The organism is Embleya sp. L77 (assembly GCF_055557415.1).
Genome location: NZ_CM145710.1, coordinates 2,892,838 through 2,911,456 on the forward strand (window position 1 = coordinate 2,892,838; position 18,619 = coordinate 2,911,456).

Genomic DNA, 18,619 nt, shown 5'->3' on the forward strand with positions numbered 1-18,619 from the left:
CCCACCGCCGGGGGTGTCGGGGCAATGGCGTGCAGCACGGTCGACGCTAGATCGTGGGGGAGGGCACTCGGGTGTATGTGAGGGAGTTGCTGGTGCCGCCGGATGTGGTGACGGTGACGGAGACGGGTCCCGCCGGTCCCGCGGGCGCGGTTGCGGTGACGGTGGTGTCGGACACCACGGTGAAGGCAGCGGGTGTGCCGCCGAAGGTGACGGCGGTCGTGGTGGTCAGGGCGCTGCCGGTGAGGGTGATGCCGGACCCGGCGTCCGTCGGTCCCTGGGCCGGGACGAGGGTGGTGAGGGTGGGTGCGGGAACGTACGCGTACAGAAGGCCGTTGCTCGTGCCGCCCGCGGTGGTGACCGTGATCGAAACGGTGCCCGTCCCCGGGGGGACGACGGCGGTGAGTTGGGTGGCGGAGAGCACGGTGAAGGAAGTCGCCGCCGTGTTCCCGAACTTCACGGCGGTCGCGCCGGTGAATCCGGTCCCGGTGAGCGTGACGGTGTTGCCGCCCGAAGTCGGCCCCCGGGTCGGGTCGACCCCGGTGAGGACCGGCGCGGCGACGTAGAAGTAGAAGATGTTCGAGGCGCTGGTGCCACTGGCGGTGGTGACGGTGACGGCGACCGGTCCGGCGGGTCCGGCGGGGACGACGGCGGTGATCTGGGTGGCGGAGAGCACGGTGAAGGAAGTCGCCGCCGTGTTCCCGAACTTCACGGCGGTCGCGCCGGTGAATCCGGTCCCGGTGAGCGTGACCGTGTTGCCGCCCGATGTCGGTCCCTGCGCCGGGGAGAGCACCGTGACGACGGGTTGGCCGATGTAGGTGTAGGTGATGCCGTTGCTGGTGCCGCTGGAGGTGGTGACGGTGACGGCGACCGGCCCGGCAGGCCCGGCGGGGACGACGGCGGTGATTTGCACATCGGAGACCACGGTGAAGGAAGTCGCCGGTGTGGTACCGAACTTGACCGCCGTGGCCCCGGTGAATCCGTTGCCGCTGAGGGTGACGGTGTTGCCTCCCGGGGTCGGCCCCTGGGCCGGGGAGAGCACCGAGACGAACGGGACGTAGGTGTACGTGATGCCGTTGCTGGTGCCGCCGGGGGTGGTGACGGTGACGGCGACCGGTCCGGGGAGCCCGGCGGGGACGACCGCGGTGATCTGGGTGGCCGAGACCACGGTGAAGGAAGTCGCCGGTGTGGTACCGAACTTGACCGCCGTGGCCCCGGTGAACCCGCTGCCGCCGAGCGTGACGGTATTGCCGCCGGGGGCCGGTCCCTGGGCCGGGGAGAGCACCGAGACGACGGGAGCGGCAAGGAGGGCTTCCGAGCCGGTGATTGGTTGGTACTCGGGATGATTCACGGCTTCGGTCCTTTGTCCGGCAGGGAGGAGCCACGGCCCGGAGAGTGTGCGGCGTGCCGTGGCTCGGTGCGGGTGTTCGGTGTTCGGTGTTCGTCGGGTTTCGTCTTCGGATGCGGACGTCGCGTCGTCCGGGCCGATGTCCCGGTGTGCCCGGCGGTGGGCGGCCGCCGGGGATCGGGTCAGATGCCGGGGCCGGCGACGTAGGTGAAGCCGCCGACGACCGTGGCCGTGCCGGCGGGGTTGGTCACGGCCACGTCGGCGGGTCCGGCGGCGCCGGGGGGCGTCACCGCGGAGACCGAGGTGGGCGAGATGACCGAGAACGGTGCCGGGGAGCCGTCGAAGGTGACCTGTTCGGTGCTGCCGAGGCTGGTCCCGGTGATGGTCACCGCCGTGCCGCCGGAGGTCGGACCCTCGTTGGGGGCGATGGTGGTGACGGCGGGGCTGTCGATGTAGGTGTACGACAGGCCGTTGTTGGTGCCGCCCGCCGTGGTGACGGTGACACCGACCGGACCGGCCGCCGCCCCCGCCGGGACCACGACGTTGATCAGGCTGTCGGACACGACGGTGGGGACCGCGGTGTTGGCGCCGAAGGCCACGCTGGTGGCGGTCGACAGGCCGGTGCCGTTGATCGAGATGGTCTCGCCGCCTGCGGTTGCTCCGGAAGTGTCGCTCAGCGAGGACTTGAACGGTGCCCCGACGTAGAAGAACGGCGTCGGGTTGCTCGTGCCGCCGGGGGTGGTCACGGTCACGCCGACCGTACCGGTACCGGACGGCGACACGGCGGTGACCTGGGTGGGCGAGACGTTGGTGACGCCGGTGGCCGGCTTGGTTCCGAACTTCACCGCGGTGGTGCCGGAGAGGTTCGTGCCGGTGATGGTGACGAGGGTTCCGCCCCCGGTCGAGCCCTGATTGGGTGAGATGGGCATGATTGTCCCCTTGTGGTCGTCCTGCGGATTCGTGGAACGGGATATCCGCCGCTCCCGGCGATCGCGTCGGTCCCGGTGATTGCCTTGCGGACCGCCGTCCGGTCACAAGCGGATCGTGACCACGGCGCCGACGTCCGGCGGCCCTGGGTGAAGGCCCCGGGCAAGGGCTGGAGACAAGAACGACATCCGAAGGGGAGCCTGGAGTGGATCGAGCCACCGGATCGACCGGTGCCGGGTTCGGCACCGGCCGACCCATCCAAGGCCCCTGCGGGGGAGCCCATCGCCACATCCGACGCGGATGCCGGTTGCTCCCCGGTCAAGGGGCGCTCACGGACGCGTCGGCTGTCGCGTCCCCCGAAAGGATGGGCACCTACCGTTGGATGTCCTCAGTAACCCATACGCGTGAATCCGGTGACAAGAGCGGCGAATTCAAGCCACTCCGATGGCGGAGCGCAGGAGGGTGCGTCGCCACATGGCGATACGACCCGCGCCACCCACCCGCGCCGCCCGAGCGCCCCCTGCCGGGCGGCCGGCCGCTCGTTGTCGCCGACACCCCTGGGACACCCGGGGGTTCGCCGCGCACGCCGCGGCTGCACCGCACCGCACCGCACCGCACCGGATCGTGCCCGCCTCGGGACCGAGGGAATCCCGGGCGCTCGCGCGGTCGTTGCGACCCCGACGCGGGGCCCGAATACGCACGCGGCGGAAGGCAGTCCCGCCGCTCGGTGGGCGCCCCGAGTTTTTGCCGACTCGTGTGCTGCCCATTGCGAAGGTAAAGAAAGCCTCGGGTGAACGGTCACGCTTCCCTGCGCCGGCAAGGAATTTGCGCTCTCGGCGGCAAAGGCTCCGCGGTTACGGTGTTCGGAAATGTACAACGGGGGCTCGAAAAGGACACGAATCGGGGTTGTCGTTCACCGGTTCGGAGCAGAGCCCACGACGAGAGCGAGTCGTTACCCCCGGCGTGACTCCCAGAGCATCCGACTCCGCTGCGGCTTCAGCCGCGCTTGCCCAACGCACCTTCCCCATGGGGGATTGGGTACTCACCCCTCGCGCGGCGACGTTCCTCAAACGATCTCCGCACGCGTACATCGAACGCGCGGGGTATCGCGTCCTGCTTCGTCATTGTTCCGCCGACATGGAGCAGTTCGCCCTGACGATGGTGTTGATCGCCGCGGAGTACTCGCGCCGCCTCGACGACGTCCTGGACGATCGACGTTCGTGAATTTTGGAACCATCCGCCGGAGCGGGAGTCCGTATTCGGCACCCGGCAACGCCCGAGCCCTTAATGAATCAGGCCCATGTACGAAGGTTATGGATACGACCCCTACCCCCCGCCCGGTATGCAATTCCCTGCGGGCGCCGCATCCTCCCCCGACGTGGGGCAGTGGCCGACACCGAACGCCGCCGCGTCATTCGACGGACTCTCCTCGTCGTTCGCGGTGGTGGGGGATCCGCGATTCGAGACCGACCTCACCCGGCTCCTGGGAAAACCGGTCGACGACGTTCTCGCCACCGTCGAACTACCGGCGCCGAACCGGGGATCCGGCAGCCATCGCCGGCGACCCCCGACCACCATCGCCCGGCCGACCACCGGTGCGCGGCGATTGGACCGGCTCAGCCGCTTCATGGTGGTGGCCAGCGTCGTGTTGGTCGCCACGATCAGCGTGCTCGGCGCGTTGATCACCCTCGCGCCGCTGCGGCATACCGCCGGCGCCACCACCGGCCCGGCCCGGTGGTGGCCCGTCCTGGTCCAGGGGCCGTGGGTGGTGGCGTCGCTGTCGATCCTGCGCTCCAGCCTGCACCGCCGTCGGGCACTGCACTCGTGGATCGTGGTCGCCGCCTTCGCCGGCCTGTCCATGGCGCTCTCCCTCACCCACGCCCCCATGACCGTCCAGGGCGTCGTCGTCGCCGTCCTGCCCGCGGTGGCGACCACGGTCTGCCTGCACCAGCTCGTACGCCAGATCACCCTCACCCGACCACCCCGACGATCCACCCCCGGCCGAGTTCGCGACCCTTCGCCCTGAACCCGAATCGTGACGAGCACGCCGGCGGGGCGGCGCGTACCGTTCGCCCCGAATACTTCCTCGGCCGGCCGGACCCGGCGTTCGGTGGCGTGCGTGCGCGATTTCCGCACACTTCGCCCGAGGCGGCGACACGGGTTCGGTATCGAGTATCTTCTGCACAAGCGTCCGGCGAACGAGGGACACAGACGTGAGTGCTGACTACGACGACGGCGTGCTTCGTGTCGAGCGAAACTCGCCGCAGCCCGGCGTCCGGCTCCTGGGGGAGGTCGACCTGGACAACTGCGCGCACGTGCGGTCCGCGCTGGAAGCGCAGCGGGGCGCCGAGCCGGGGGATGTCCTGGTCGACGTGTCGTCGTTGGGGTTCATCGACGTCGCCGGCGTCCGAACCCTCGTGGAGACCGCTCGCGCCTTGGAGGAGGGGCGGCGGCTGGTCCTGCGCCAAGCCTCGGAAGAGTTGTGCGATCTGGTCGAGCTGGCGGGGTGGGGGCAGGTGCCCGGCCTGGCATTGGAGAGGGTGACGACCGGATGAACGCGGTCTCGGAGTTCCGTCATGACGCCCTGCTCTACGCGGGGTTGGACGACTTCGTCGCGCGCACGGCGCGGTTCGTGCGCGAGGGGTTGGCCGCGGACGAGGCGGTCGCGGTCGCGGTGATCCAACCCCGGGCGGGTGCCCTGCGGGAGGAATTGGCCGCCGACGCCGACGGGGTCACCTGGATCGACATGGAACGCGTCGGCCGCAACCCCGCCCGCATCATCCCGACATGGCAACAATGGACCCGGGAACAGGGCACCCGGACCTTCCGCGGAATCGGCGAGCCGATCTGGGCCGGCCGCGACGAAGCCGAACTGGTCGAGTGCCGCCACCACGAGACCCTCCTCAACCTCGCCTTCGACGGCGTGCCGTGGCAACTCCTGTGCCCGTACGACACCACCACCCTCGGACCCGACACCATCGAGGCGGTGCGCCACTCCCACCCGCAGGTCCTGGACGGCGAGGCCCGCATCGACCACCCACATCCGCGCCCCGACGACTACGCGGCCACCCTGCTGGGCCCCGCCCTGCCCCCCGCACCCGCGCACGCACAGCGACTCGCGTTCGCCTCCGGTGAACTCGCCGGCGTCCGGGCCCTGGTCCGCCGGGTGCTGTCGGACGTGCCCCGTCCCCAGGTCAACCACGCCCTGTTGGCGATCAGCGAGATCGCCGGCAACAGTGTCGTGCACGGCGGCGGCAGCGGCACGATCATCCTGTGGCGCCAGGACACCCACCTGATCTGCGAGATCCGGGACACGGGCCGTGTCGTCGACCCACTCGCCGGGCGACACCGCCCCACCGCCGATCAGGACGGCGGACGCGGACTGTGGATCGCCAACCAGATCTGTGACCTGCTCCAAATCCGCTCGACCGAGACCGGAACAACCACACGGATGCGCGTGAACGTGCACAGCGCGACGTCCGGATAGTGGGAGCACGCCGCCGCGGCACCCGGCCCGCGGCGGCCTGCGGCGAACCGGACGCCCGGCCCGCCGGGCGGCGGTTGTCGAGACGACCGGCGCCCCCTGCGGGCCGAGCTTGCCTCCATCGCCGGTTCCCGGCGCCGCATGAGCGCGCGGTAGGTGGGACGGCGCGCCGACGGGCCTACCAGCCGAGTTGGTCGCCGAGTCGCAACCGCAGCCACAACACCAGGCGCTCGTCCGGGTCGGCGAGATCGAAGCCGAAGATCTCCGTGGCGCGGGAAAGCCGGTACCGGATCGTGTTCGGGTGCACGGACAGCCGATGGGAGGCGGCAGCGACATCGCCGTTGGCGTCCAGGTAGGCGAGGATGGTGGACGCGTAGGTGGTGCCGTGCTCGACATCGTGGGCACGCACCGCCGGCCCGAGTCCGCGGGGGAGCCCCTCGTGTGTGGCCAGCATCCGGGCCAGCGCGGACAGCGTCGCGCCGGCCCACACCTCGTCGATCGCGGCCACCTGGCACGGCTCCGGATCACCCGGCCGCTCGGAGAGCGCACGCAGGACGAGGTCCGCGTCGGCGCGTGAGCTCTCGATCGAGCGCAGTCCCGGGACGAGCGAGCCGAGTCCGGCCCGGACGGGCACGCGGAGCGCGCTGTGGGCCCGCCGCGCGATATAGCCGACGAGTTCACGATGCGCGTTGGGCGAAGGCCCGCTCGGCAGCAGCGCATAGACCGCTCCGTCGATCAACGCGCAGCCGTGCCTGCCGTAGCGCGCCTCGCAGTGCAGGCTCACCAGGTCGGCGAGCCGGGTGGCGGCTTGGGCCGTGAGAACATCCTCGGCACCGACCGAGGCGACGGCGAACGCGGCCACCGCGACGGGCGAGTTCGGGTCCAGGCCGAGCTGTGGGGCCACCGCGGAGACGCTGCTCGGATCGGCGAGCAGCCGGCGCAACAGGTCGGCGTACCTGCGCCGGACGGCGGACTCCGTGGTGCGGGCTGCGAGCAGGTGCAGCGCGACGTTGTTCGCCACATCGGCCAGGGCCTGTTCGGCGACCAAGTCCAGGTGTTCCCCGGCGTTGACGACCCAGATCGAACCCAACACCTCGCTCCCCACCCGGACCGCGATCCCGAGACGCGGAAACCCCCCGGGAACGGCGGGGAACCGGCACGTGCGGCCGGCCCGGGTGAGCACACGGTATTGCTCGTCGTATTCCGGACCGTCCGGCACCTGGAGGCCGAGGATGCCCTGGCGGCGGCCCTCGTCGACGGCCTGGCCGGGCAGCGTCGAGTAGGCGAGGATGTGCCGCTGCGGATCCTCGATCACGGTGGCTCCTCCCACCATCCCCGCGATCGCGTTGGCCAGCGCGAACAGATCGCCGACGGCCGGGGCACCCGCGGCCTGCCCGAAACGCTCCGTCGGGGTCAGGGCAGAGGAGATCATGGCATCCAAATGGTGCCAGGCCACCGCCTCGTCGGCGGCGAGCAGCACGACGCCGGACCGCTGGGCGGCTTCCACCAGCCGGGTGACCGGCTCGCCGAAACTCTTCACCACCACACAGGCGTACCCGGCCTCGGCCGCCGCATCGACCAGTTCCATCGCCTGCGCTTCGACCATCCCCACGCCCACGGCGAGCAGGATCGCGTCTCGGACGGGGGGAAGCGGCAGTGCGGCCCGCCGCTCGAAGATGAGTACGCCCGAGACCGGCACCGGTTTTTCCGGCGATACGGTCAACGGCCGCAGCAGCGACGTGCCCAACACTTCCAGGACTTGTCCGAGATCGGGAACCCCGGTATCGAGCATCCTCACCTCTTTAGCCAGACACACAAAGCATTCGGGGAATCTCTGGACGGGCACCGCATGTATCCGGCCAGTCCAGACGCCACGCTGTCCGCATGCTCAATCCGGCAAGCGTGCGGCGGGCATGTCCAGTGACCGTACCTTCCACGGCCCCGTGGAGCGCAAGCAATCGCGGTCACCGTCACCGTCCCTCGTGCGGGTGCTCGAGATCGAGCCGAGTCGGGCCGTCGAGCCCGTGTCGATGACGCCACACGCATCAGTAGTGCACAAATGAGAAGGGGACCACATGCGATACCGAACGAGCGCTGTCCTGGCCTTGGCGTGCGCAGCCTCTCTGGTGACGTTGCCCGCGCAGGCAACCACGACAGCGCAGTGTGACACCGCGCCCATCCGGACGGCCCTGAAGTCACTGGAAGGTATCGGCGTCTCGGGGATCAGCGTGACGGTCAAGAGTCCGAACTGCGGTGTCCGAAACAGCGGTGTCGGTCTCGCCGATCGCAGAACGGGCCGCAAGGCCGTCGGCAACGAGCACAGCCGCATCGGCAGCGACACCAAGACCTGGACGGCCACGGTCGTGCTTCAGCTCGTCGGCGAGGGCAGGATCGATCTCGACGACACCGTGGACGACTACCTGCCCGGTCTCGTCCGCACCAGGTCGTACGACGGGCGCAGCATCACGATCCGGCAGCTGCTGCAGCACACCAGCGGCCTGCCCGATTACCTGGACGCCCCGTTCTGGGAGGACGAGGACGCGCACCGCTGGGATCACATCGAGCCCTTGCAGACGGTCCGGCAGGCGCTCACCCTGCCCGAGCCGGACCGGACGGCGTCCGGCTTCGCCTACTCCAACACCAACTACAACCTGGTCGGCCTGATCGTCACCAAGGTCACGGGCCGCAGCATCGGCACCGAGATCGAGGAGCGGATCATCGACCGCCTCGGACTGTGCGAGACCCAGTGGCCCGGCGATCGCACCACGATCCCCAAGCCGGACCTGCGCGGCTACGCGGTGCGGCGGGGCACGCTGGTGGACAGGACGGAATGGAACACCTCCGAGGCCGACGCGTCGGGCGCGCTGATCTCCGACGGTGCGGACACCACCGCTTTCTGGACCGCCCTGTTGACCGGGAAACTGCTGGCTCCGGCGCAACTCGCCGACATGAAGAAGACCGTTTCGGAAGACGTCGCGAATGAGCGCTACGGCCTGGGAGTCGAGCGCCATGAGCCCTTCCCCGGCCTTGTCCTCTGGGGGCACAGCGGCAGCATGTCCAGCGGCCACAAGTTCAGGAACGCCGTCACCGACGACGGCCGACGAGCGGTCACCCTGCTGATCGGCTCGGAATCGTTCGACTCGGACAAGGTGGACTCCATCATGAGCAAACTCATGCGCGACCTGCGCTGACGGCAACCGGCCGAACTCCTCGGCCCGGCAAGGCGGTATCGGAGCGTCGCGAGTACGCCCGGACCGGCGGCCGGCCGGTACCCGTGTCATCGGTACCGGCCGGCCGTACGTGCGTCACGGCGCCTACCCGGGTGCGCCCGGCTCCGCGCTCTGCTTCGCGACCGACGGCAGGACGGTGTCCTGCGGGGCCTGGTCGGCGAAGTTCTCCGGGTGGTGGCAGGCCACCCGCTGACCGGGCCTCAGTTCCTTCAAAGGCGGCTCGGTCGTCGTACAGATCCGCGTCGCCTTCCAGCATCGGGTGTGAAAGCGGCAGCCGCTGGGCGGGGCGATCGGCGAGGGCACGTCGCCGTCGAGCAGGAGGCGCTCGCGCCCGGCGTTCCTGCGCCGCGGGTCCGGGATCGGGACGGCCGACAAGAGCGCCCTGGTGTACGGGTGCATCGGCGCCCTGTAGAGCAAGTCCCGGTCGGCGAGTTCGACGATCCTGCCGAGGTACATCACCGCGATCCGGTCCGAGACGTGCCGGACGACGGACAGGTCGTGCGCGATGATCAGGTAGGTCAGGCCCAGTTCCTGCTGCAGGTCGTCCATGAGGTTGACGACCTGGGCCTGGATCGACACGTCCAGCGCGGACACCGGCTCGTCCGCCACCATCAGCTTGGGCCGCAGAGCGAGCGCGCGGGCGATGCCGATGCGCTGCCGCTGGCCGCCGGAGAACTCGTTCGGGTAGCGGTTGTAGTGCTCGGGGTTGAGGCCGACCACCGACAGCAGTCGCTGCACCTCCTTCTTGATGCCGCCCTCGGGTTCGACGCCCTGGAGCTTGAAGGGGGCGCCGACGATGGTGCCGGTGGTGTGGCGCGGGTTCAGCGACGAGTACGGGTCCTGGAAGATCATCTGCACGTCGCGGCGGATCGGGCGCATGCCGCCCACGCCGAGGTGGGTGATGTCCTTGCCCTCGAACTCGATGGTCCCCGAGGTCGGTTCGAGCAGTCGGGCGATCAGCCGGCCCATCGTCGACTTGCCGCAGCCCGATTCGCCCACGACACCGAGGGTCTCGCCCGAGCGCACCTCGAAGTCGATGCCGTCGACGGCGCGCACCGCGCCGACCCGGCGCTGGAAGAGGCCCTTTCGGATCGGGAAGTGCTTCTGTAGCCCGGTCACCCTCAGCAGGACCTCGCCGGGCGCTGCGTCCGCGGTGAGGGTGGCCCTACCGCCGGCCTCGGTCGAGCCGAAATCACCGGCCCGGCCGCCGTCGCCATGTGCGGGGATGCCCACTGCGTCGTCCTTCGCGTTCTCACTCACAACTTCGGCGCAATCTCTTCGGTCCGGATCCGCTCCCGCTGCTCCCGCGTCATGTGGCACGCGGCCCAGTGCCCAGCGCCGACCTCGGTCAGCTCGGGGCGGACCGTGCGGGTGACGTCGTCCGCGGGCACGTCCGCGTACGGGCAACGCGGGTTGAAGGCGCAGCCGGACGGGAGGTCGATCAGCGAGGGCGGGGAGCCCTTGACCGGAACGAGCCGGTCCTGCTGCTCGCGGTCCAGGCGCGGCATCGAACCGAGCAGCCCCCAGGTGTAGGGGTGCCGGGGCTCGTGGAACACCTGCTCCGCCGGGCCTCGCTCGACGCAGCGGCCGCCGTACATCACCAGGATGTCGTCGGCGAGTTCGGCGACGACGCCCAGGTCGTGCGTGATGACGATGACCGCGGAGCCGAACTCCTTCTGCAGGTCCCGGATGAGGTCGAGGATCTGTGCCTGGACGGTGACGTCGAGGGCGGTGGTGGGCTCGTCCGCGATGAGCAATTCGGGATTGTTCACCAGCGACATCGCGATCATCGCCCGCTGACGCATGCCGCCGGAGAACTCGTGCGGGTGGTTGTCCACCCGCTTGTCCGGCTGCGGGATGCCCACCCGGTCGAGCATCTCGACCGCACGCTTGCGGGCGGCCTTCTTGTCGACGTCGTGGTGGATCCGGTACGCCTCGACGATCTGTTGGCCGATCGTGTAGTACGGGTGCAGCGCGGACAGCGGATCCTGGAAGATCATCGCCATCTCACGGCCCCGCAGCTTGCGCACGTGCTCGGGTCCGGCCGACAACAACTCGGTGCCGTCCAGCCAGATCTCGCCGGAGATCCGCGCCTTGCGCCTGCCGTACTGGCCGGCGGTGTGCAGGCCCATGATGCCGAGCGAGGTCACCGACTTGCCGGAGCCCGACTCGCCGACGATGCCGAGGGTCCTGCCTCTCTCCAGTTGGAAGCCGAGCCCGTCGACGGCCTTGACCAGGCCGTCGTCGGTCGGGAAGTGCACCCTCAGGTCGCGTACTTCGAGGAAGGCACGCGGAGCGGGGGAAGCGGCGGCGGGCCCGCCCACCGCGGTTGCGCTCGTGCCGGGTTCGGTCATGCGAGCCTCACTCGGGGGTCGATCACGGCGTACAGGACGTCCACCACGAGGTTGGCCAGCAGCACCGAGAGGGAGGTGATCAGGACGACGCCGAGAATGACCGGCAGGTCCTGGTTCCTGATGGCGTTCAGCACCGCCTGGCCGAGGCCGGGCAGGTTGAACGTCGACTCGGTGAGGATCGCGCCGCCGATGAGGGCGCCGAGGTCCATGCCCAGCATCGTGAGGATCGGCGTCATCGTGGAGCGCATGGCGTGCTTTCCGACCACGGTCCGCTCCCGCAGGCCCTTGGCACGCGCGGTGCGGATGTAGTCCTCGCCCAGGACCTCCATCATCGTGGCGCGGGTGATGCGCGCGTACATCGCCGCATAGAGGAAGGCGAGGGTGATCCACGGCAGGATCATGCCGCCGAACCAACCGCCCGGACTCCGGCCGAGCGGCACGTACTGCGCGTCGAACCATTTCAGCCCGAACGCGAAGGTCGCCAGGGAGAGCATGCCGGTGAAGTAGATGGGGAGGGAGACACCCGCGAGGGCGACGACCATCGCGCTGCGGTCCCAGAGGCTGCCGCGCTTGAGCGCGGAGAGCACACCCGCCGCGACACCGAAGACCAGCCACAACACGGCGGCTCCGAGCGCGAGCCCCAGGGTCACCGGGAAGCGGTCGGTCAGCACCGGCCAGACGGCCTGTTCGCTCTTGAACGAGTAGCCGAAGCACGGTGCGGAGCAGTGGACGACGTCGCCGCCGGTCGAGTAGGTGCGGCCGGCGAAGATGCCCTTGAAGAACTCCCATGCCTGGAGGTGGATGGGGTCGCTCAGGCCGAGCTTCTCCCGCACGGCCTCGACGGCGGCGGGGTCGGCCTGCTTGCCCACGAAGCTCGCGGCGATGTCGACGCCCGCCCATTGGGGGACGAGGAAGAAGATGCCGAAGACCACCAGGATGATGACCACCAGCATCACTGCGGCGGCGAACAGCCGCCTGATAAGGTAAGCGAGCACAGCCTATGGCCTGCCGCGGATCACGTGCCGCCGGGGCTTCCGGCGGCCCGCGATCACGCCGCGCCGGCCTTCACCTGCCTTTCGTGCCGTTCGGCGGGTGCGCCGGAGTTCACTTCGAGGACTCGAGACCGAGGCTGACGAAGTCGTAACCGTTGTACGCGTCGGTCATGTAGACGTTCGTGAGTCGGCCGGAGCGCCAGTTCAGGTACTTCTCGTAGGTGAAGGGCAGGTAGTACGCGCCCTCCATGACCTTGTGGTCGATCTGCGTGGCGATCCGGGCCTTGGTGCCCTCGTCGGGCTCTTGGGCGTAGGCGTCGAAGAGTTCGTCGATCGCCTTGTCCTTGATCAGGGCGTAGTTGACGTTGCCGCTCTCCAGGATGTACTTGCTGTCCCACAGCGGCCGACCGAAGCCCTGGACGGATGGGAAGTCCGCGGCCCAGCCGTCGATGATGATGCCGTAGCCCTTCTTCTCCACGTTGCTCGGACTGCCGACGATGCCGGAGGTCTGCGAGCCGTCGTACTGGTCGATCTGCGCGTCGATGCCGATCCTCTTCAACGACGCCTGCAGGGACTGGGCGGTGGCCACCTCGACCGGCTTGTTGTTGCGGACGGCGATGGTGGTGCCGAAGCCGTCCGGTTTGCCGCAGGCGATCAGCTCCTCCTTGGCCTTGGCGATGTTTCCGTTCTTGTCGGCGCCGGCCATGGCGTACGGGTCGTACGCCCGGCCCTCGGTCCCCGGGACCGTCGGCGGCAGCATGTTGGTCCCGATGTCACCGCCGGCGACGGGGCCGCCGCGTGCGGTCTGCAGGGACAGGTGATCGGCCCCGAGGATGACCGCCTTGCGGCAGTGTTCGTTGTCGAACGGCTTCACGTTCTGCGGGAAGGCCGCGTAACGGACGTAGCCGGAGAACGGGTTGTCCAGGTTGCCCTTGTGCTGCTTCAGCGCGGTCTGGCGGCCCTGCGGCGACAGGCCGGACTGGTTGAGGTCCAGGTCGTAGTCGCCGGCGATCAGTCGCTGGTCCAAGTCATTGGCGTTGGAGAAGAATTTGACGCTGACGGTGTCCGGGTAGGCCTTGCGGACCGGGTCCGAGGCATCCTTCCACTGCGTGTTGCGGACCAGTTCCAGGCTCTTGCCCGGCTCGTACGACGCGAATTTGTACGGCCCGCTGGAGAACGGACGCAGGCCGTACTTGGACTTGGTGTCCTTGTCCTGCCGTACCGGGGAGGCCGCAGGCATCGCGAGCATCTGCAGGAAGTCGCTGTTGGCCTGCGGCAGTCGGAAGACGATCGTCTTGTCGTCGGGTGTCTCGATCGCCTTCAGGCCCAGCTTGTCGGCGGACTCGTCCTGGTAGGGGCCCTGGTACTCGCCGTCGGGGTCGAGGATGTCCTTGAGATAGACCGGACCACCCGACAGCACGTCCTGCGCCCACTGGCGCTCGATGCCGTACTTGACGTCCTTGGAAGTGATCGGCCTGCCGTCCTCCCAGGTGATGCCGTCGCGCAGGGTGAACGTGTAGGTCTTGCCGCCGTCCGAGACCTTGCCCAGGTCGGCGGCGAGGTCGGGCTGGAGCGCGGCCCCCGACTTGCCCGGCTCGGTCTTGTAGGTGACCAACTGGCGGCTGTAGTACCGCATGAAGTTCCAGGCGAAGCCGTAGTAGCTGCGCGTGGTGTCCCACGAGTCGCCGTCCTGGGTGCCGGCGAACTTCAGCGTGCCGCCCTTCGCGGTGCCGGCGTTCACGACCTTGGTGCTGGCGGCGTCGTAGCCGGCCCCGCTCGTCTTGTCGCCGCCGCCACACGCCGTCGTGGTCAGCAGCCCTGCGACCACGGCCGCAGCGGCCAGTGCCTGCTTGTGCCGCCCTGAAGTGCGTTGGGTAGTCATGATCTCGGATCCTCCGGATGTGATGAGAGACCCCGTGTGAAATGCCGCGGGTCGCCCGGGGTACGGCAGTTCAGCGGGAGCCCTTGGGATCGAGCGCGTCGCGCACCCCGTCGCCGAAGAGGTTGAAGGCAAGGACGGTGATGAAGATGGCCACGCCCGGAACGATCATGTAGAGCGGATCCGAGTCGTAGTAATCGATCGCGTTCGAGAGCATCTGTCCCCACGAGGCCGTGGGCGGCTTGACCCCCACGCCCAGGAAGCTGAGCGCGGCCTCGGTCAGGATGTTCGTGGGAATCATCATCGTCGTGTACACGACGATCGGGGCGACCAGGTTGGGCAGCAGTTCCTTGTACAGGATGTAGAAGCGCCCGGCGCCCAACGAGCGGGCGGCCTCGACGTATTCACGTTCACGCAGCGACAGTGTCTGGCCGCGAACCACGCGCCCGATGTAGGGCCAGCCGAAGAAGCCGATGACCAGGATCATCACGAAGACGCGGACGCTCGACCCGGTCATGCCCAGCATCTCGCTCGGCATGACCGAGACCAGCGCGATGATGAACAGCAGTTGCGGAAAGGCGAGCAGGCCGTCCATGACGCGGCTGATCGCGGCGTCCACCCAGCCGCCGAAGAAGCCCGCCAGAATGCCGAGGATCGTACCCAGGACGACCGCCACCAGGGCGGACAGGAAACCGACGAGCAGCGAGATCCGGGCGCCGTAGAGGATCCGGGCGAAGACGTCCCGGCCGTTGACCGGCTCGACACCCAGCAGGTGGTCGCCGCTGATGCCGCCCAACGACCCCTTGGGGGTGCCGAACAGCGGGTCGATCGTGTCCTCGTGGTAGGCGTCCGGATCCTGTCCGACGAGGTTCGAGATCACGGGCGCGAGCAGCGCGATCACGACGAGCGCGAGGATGACGGCGCCACCCGTCAGCGCCGGCCTGTCGCGCTTGAGCCGTTCCCAGGCGATCCGTCCCAACGAACGACCCTGTACGGGACCGGCGTTGCCCCGGAGCGCCGCCGCTTCCTCGGCCGCACTCGGGGCCGTTTCCGCGATCGGCTCGTGCAATGGTGCCGTCATCTGACCGGGACTCCTCTCAACCGGCGCCGGCCGGAAGGTACTTGCCGCCGTGGCGGCGTCATCACGTGGTCGGCCACAAGGGCAGACGCCCCTGGTGTGGAACTCCCCAACGCTTCGGCGCCACGCTGCCGGGCCGAGGAGTCGGAGAAGTTCCGATCAAGCGGGCGCCGGGGTGATGGTCCGCCCGAGGCGGACACGTACCGCCACCTTCGTGCGATGGCCCGCACCGAAGGCGCGATCGGAGCGATGGCCCGGCACCGAAACCGTGATCAGACGACGGCCGCTGAGGACTTCGTCATGCCTCGCGACGGCGAGGGAGACCACCTTGTCCGAGTCGCGGGGCTCGGGCCGGGCAACGCGGGATGGATGCCGGCGGGGGCGGTGGTGCGCGTGCTGGTTCCGGTCGCGCCGGCCCGGGTCGTGTCGGGTGCGGTTGCCGGCGGTGCCTGCCGCACGTTTGCTGGATTGTGCATGCGGACAGCGTCGCTTCCGGGCCGGCCGGGTACATGCGATACCAGTCCAGAGATTCCCCGGATGCTTTGTGAGACTGGCTATAGAGGTGAGGTTGCGCGGCACCGGGGCCCGATCTGGGACCGGTCCTCGAAGTTGTCGGGATCATGGGATGCGGCGGCACGGGGCCGCCGTCGTCCCGGCCTACCTCGTCCTCGCCGAATCGCGATCGGAGCGGTTCCCGCAGTCGGGGAGCACGCCTGCTTGTTCCGCCGTCCAAAGGGGCGCGCACATCCTCGTACCGTGAAACAAAGCCGCACGAAGGCGGGGACACACACACTCGCAGTGGTGCCGTCCGGGGACCTGTTCACCCCGGCTTACGCGAGCACGCCGCTTCCGGATGCCCCCGGCGTCCGGCGTCGGCGCATCGCCGTCACCCGCGCACCGAGCTCCTGACCATGTTGTTCACGTCGCACAACCTCGCGTCGCGGAAGAGGCGTGCGACGCCGTCGTCGTCATGCGCCACCGACGCCTCGCCGAGGACGTGCGCGCCGGCACGAGTACACCCGAATCCTTGTGCACGCGGGTCTACTTCCGGCCCACGTGCTTCCGCCCGCTCATCGAGGACGACGCGCGCCGGTGCTCCGCCACCTTCGCCTCGGAGCCCTCGGCATCCGGAGAAGCTTTGAAGACGAACCGCAAGGAAGTGTCCGTGATCCGAGAACTGCGCGTGATGGAGGACTTCGATGCCGTCAGCCTCCTCTATGCCGACATCTGGGGGTCCCGATCCGGCAGGTCTCCCATCTCCGCCGAGGTCATGCGGGCGCTCTCCCACTCCGGCAACTACGTGGCCGGAGCATACGAGGACGGCCGCCTGGTGGGGGCGTCGGTCGCCTTCTTCGGCGAACCCGTAGGCATCAGCCTGCACTCCCACATCACCGGCGCCGTGGTGGGGCGCGGCGTGGGCCTCGCCCTCAAGATGCACCAGCGGCAGTGGGCGCTCGCCCATCGACTCAGCCGCATCACCTGGACCTACGACCCGCTCATCCGCCGCAACGCCTACTTCAATCTGACCAAGCTGGGCGCTCGGCCGGAAGAGTACCTGGCGTGCTTCTACGGCGTGATGGACGACGCCATCAACGGCGGCGACGACTCCGACCGGGTCCTGGCCGCCTGGGACCTCACCGCCCCCTCCTTGCCCGAGGTGGTCGAACTGCCCGCCGGCGCCGTGCACGGCCTCCGCAATCACGGCGGCCGCCCGGCGACCGCCGCGACCGACGCCGAGACCGTACTCGTCGATCTCCCCGACGACATCGAGACCCTGCGCCGCACGGATCCCGGCGCCGCCCGCGCCTGGCGGCTGGCCGTACGAGAAACCCTGGGCGGCCTGCTCGCCGAAGGTGCCCGTGTCATCGGCTTCCACGAACGCCGCCGCTACGTGGTCCAACGCACCACAACCCATGCCTGACCGCCCGCAGAGGAGCCACCCGTCGTGAAGACCAAGATTTCCGGCGTCGAACTGCGTCGGATCGCGATGCCGCTCGTCGCCCCGTTCCGTACCTCCTTCGGCGTGGAGACCAGCCGCGATGTGCTGCTGGTCCGCGTCGTCACCGCCGACCACGAGGGCTGGGCCGAGTGCGGGGCCATGTCCGAGCCGCGCTATTCCTCCGAGTACGTAGACAGTGCCCGACACGTCCTGCGCAGGTTCCTCGTTCCCACCTTGCCGAGGGACGGTCTGGACGTGCACGCGGTGGCCCGTGTCCTGCGGCCCTTCACCGGCCACCGGATGGCGAAGTCCGCGCTGGAGACGGCGGTGTTGGACGCCCGACTCCGCAGTGCCGGTGAATCCTTCGGCTCCTACCTGGGTGCCGTTCGGGACCGGATCCCGTGCGGCGTCTCGGTCGGGATCATGGACTCCGTGCCCGAACTCCTCGACGCCGTCGAGGGGTACATCGCCGAGGGCTACGTCCGGATCAAGCTGAAGATCGAGCCCGGCTGGGATCTCGGCCCGGTACGTGCCGTGCGCGAGCGCTTCGGTGACGATCTGCTCCTGCAGGTCGACGCCAACGCCGCCTATACGCTGTCGGACGCCCAACACCTCGCCGGACTCGACGACTTCGGGCTCCAACTGATCGAACAGCCCTTGGCCAACGACGACATGGTCCAGCATGCCGCACTGGCCAAGCTGCTGCGCACCCCGATCTGCCTGGACGAATCCATCAGGTCCGCCGCCGACGCCGCGGCGGCCATCTCCCTCGGCGCCTGCTCCGTGATCAACATCAAACCGGGCCGCGTCGGCGGCTATCTCGAAGCCCGCCGCATCCACGACCTCGCGCGCGCCCACGGCGTCCCCGTCTGGTGCGGGGGGATGCTGGAGACAGGCATCGGTCGCGCCGCCAACGTGGCACTGGCCGCCCTGCCCGGCTTCACCCTCCCGGGCGACACCTCCGGCTCCAGCCGATACTTCGCCACCGACCTGACGAAGCCCTTCGTCCTCGCCGACGGGCACCTCGACGTCCCCACCGGCCCCGGCCTGGGCGTCGAGCCCCTTGCCGACGTCCTCGACGAGGTGACCACGTCGAGCGAATGGATAGCGATGTGACCGCCCGCCTTCGAACCCGAAGACCGCGGGTCGGCCCGTAGCCGAGTGAAACGGGAGATCCGCAGGACGTAGGTCGCGAAGGGGCCGCCGGGCCGGGACCGCAGGGTCCCGCCCCGACGACCCTTGGGCCGTGTCCGTAAGGTCCGCCCCGACGACCCCTGGGCCGTGTCCGTAAGGTCCGCCCCGGCGACCCCTGGGCCGTGTCCGCCTTCGAAGTCTTCGAGGGCCGGTGGCCGAGGCCGTCTCGCTTCCCCGGGCTGCGCGCGGCATGATCT

General features: G+C 69.4%; 14 protein-coding genes and 1 pseudogene. 7 read left to right on the plus strand and 8 right to left on the minus strand.

What is annotated here, in order from left to right:
• Positions 1-46: 46 nt before the first annotated feature.
• Together ACZOOI_RS42125 and ACZOOI_RS42130 are read right to left on the minus strand one after the other, a co-directional pair.
• Positions 47-1,348 carry an IPT/TIG domain-containing protein gene (locus ACZOOI_RS42125; RefSeq protein ID WP_465282109.1) on the minus strand — a complete coding sequence of 434 codons (1,302 nt, stop codon included), beginning with the start codon at positions 1,346-1,348 and terminating at the stop codon, positions 47-49.
• Between the two features lie 179 nt (positions 1,349-1,527).
• The gene (locus ACZOOI_RS42130) at positions 1,528-2,274 is read right to left on the minus strand and encodes an IPT/TIG domain-containing protein (RefSeq protein WP_465282110.1); all 747 of its coding nucleotides are present in this window, start codon (positions 2,272-2,274) and stop codon (positions 1,528-1,530) included.
• Between the two features lie 1,024 nt (positions 2,275-3,298).
• Here ACZOOI_RS42130 and ACZOOI_RS42135 point away from each other — a divergent pair.
• From ACZOOI_RS42135 to ACZOOI_RS42150, 4 genes are all read left to right on the plus strand, one after another.
• Positions 3,299-3,496, plus strand: coding sequence for a hypothetical protein (locus tag ACZOOI_RS42135; RefSeq protein ID WP_465282111.1), 198 nt, complete (start codon positions 3,299-3,301; stop codon positions 3,494-3,496).
• Between the two features lie 76 nt (positions 3,497-3,572).
• Positions 3,573-4,298, plus strand: a complete 726-nt coding sequence (locus ACZOOI_RS42140; protein ID WP_465282112.1) for a DUF2637 domain-containing protein — start codon at positions 3,573-3,575, stop codon at positions 4,296-4,298.
• A 187-nt stretch (positions 4,299-4,485) separates the two neighbouring features.
• The gene (locus ACZOOI_RS42145) at positions 4,486-4,827 is read left to right on the plus strand and encodes an STAS domain-containing protein (RefSeq protein ID WP_465282113.1); all 342 of its coding nucleotides are present in this window, start codon (positions 4,486-4,488) and stop codon (positions 4,825-4,827) included.
• Entirely contained in the window at positions 4,824-5,759 is a 936-nt protein-coding gene (locus tag ACZOOI_RS42150) for an anti-sigma factor RsbA family regulatory protein (protein WP_465282114.1), read from the plus strand. Before ACZOOI_RS42145 ends, ACZOOI_RS42150 begins: the two co-directional genes overlap by 4 nt.
• Positions 5,760-5,934: 175 nt before the next feature.
• Here ACZOOI_RS42150 and ACZOOI_RS42155 read toward each other — a convergent pair whose 3' ends face one another.
• Positions 5,935-7,548: a PucR family transcriptional regulator gene (locus ACZOOI_RS42155; protein WP_465282115.1), complete on the minus strand. Its 1,614-nt coding sequence runs from the start codon at positions 7,546-7,548 to the stop codon at positions 5,935-5,937.
• A 283-nt stretch (positions 7,549-7,831) separates the two neighbouring features.
• Here ACZOOI_RS42155 and ACZOOI_RS42160 point away from each other — a divergent pair, with 283 nt between their 5' ends.
• Positions 7,832-8,947: a serine hydrolase domain-containing protein gene (locus ACZOOI_RS42160; protein WP_465282116.1), complete on the plus strand. Its 1,116-nt coding sequence runs from the start codon at positions 7,832-7,834 to the stop codon at positions 8,945-8,947.
• Between the two features lie 141 nt (positions 8,948-9,088).
• Here ACZOOI_RS42160 and ACZOOI_RS42165 read toward each other — a convergent pair.
• The 5 genes and pseudogenes from ACZOOI_RS42165 to ACZOOI_RS42185 all read right to left on the minus strand — a co-directional run.
• Positions 9,089-10,219 (minus strand): annotated as a pseudogene (locus tag ACZOOI_RS42165) (ABC transporter ATP-binding protein); the annotation flags it as partial.
• A 23-nt stretch (positions 10,220-10,242) separates the two neighbouring features.
• On the minus strand, positions 10,243-11,340 hold the full coding sequence (locus ACZOOI_RS42170) for an ABC transporter ATP-binding protein (RefSeq protein WP_465282117.1): 1,098 nt from the start codon (positions 11,338-11,340) through the stop codon (positions 10,243-10,245).
• Positions 11,337-12,335, minus strand: a complete 999-nt coding sequence (locus ACZOOI_RS42175) for an ABC transporter permease (protein ID WP_465282118.1) — start codon at positions 12,333-12,335, stop codon at positions 11,337-11,339. The genes ACZOOI_RS42170 and ACZOOI_RS42175 overlap by 4 nt, the downstream gene beginning before the upstream one ends.
• Positions 12,336-12,444: 109 nt before the next feature.
• A complete protein-coding gene (locus ACZOOI_RS42180) occupies positions 12,445-14,214 on the minus strand; it encodes an ABC transporter substrate-binding protein (protein WP_465282119.1) in 1,770 nt (589 codons plus the stop codon).
• Positions 14,215-14,284: 70 nt separating this feature from the next.
• A complete protein-coding gene (locus ACZOOI_RS42185) occupies positions 14,285-15,292 on the minus strand; it encodes an ABC transporter permease (protein WP_465282120.1) in 1,008 nt (335 codons plus the stop codon).
• A gap of 967 nt (positions 15,293-16,259) precedes the next feature.
• On the opposite strand from ACZOOI_RS42185, the gene ACZOOI_RS42190 reads away from it, so the two are divergent.
• Entirely contained in the window at positions 16,260-17,210 is a 951-nt protein-coding gene (locus ACZOOI_RS42190; RefSeq protein WP_465282121.1) for a GNAT family N-acetyltransferase, read from the plus strand.
• 24 nt (positions 17,211-17,234) lie between these two features.
• Entirely contained in the window at positions 17,235-18,344 is a 1,110-nt protein-coding gene (menC, locus tag ACZOOI_RS42195; RefSeq protein WP_465282122.1) for an o-succinylbenzoate synthase, read from the plus strand.
• Positions 18,345-18,619 lie beyond the last annotated feature (275 nt).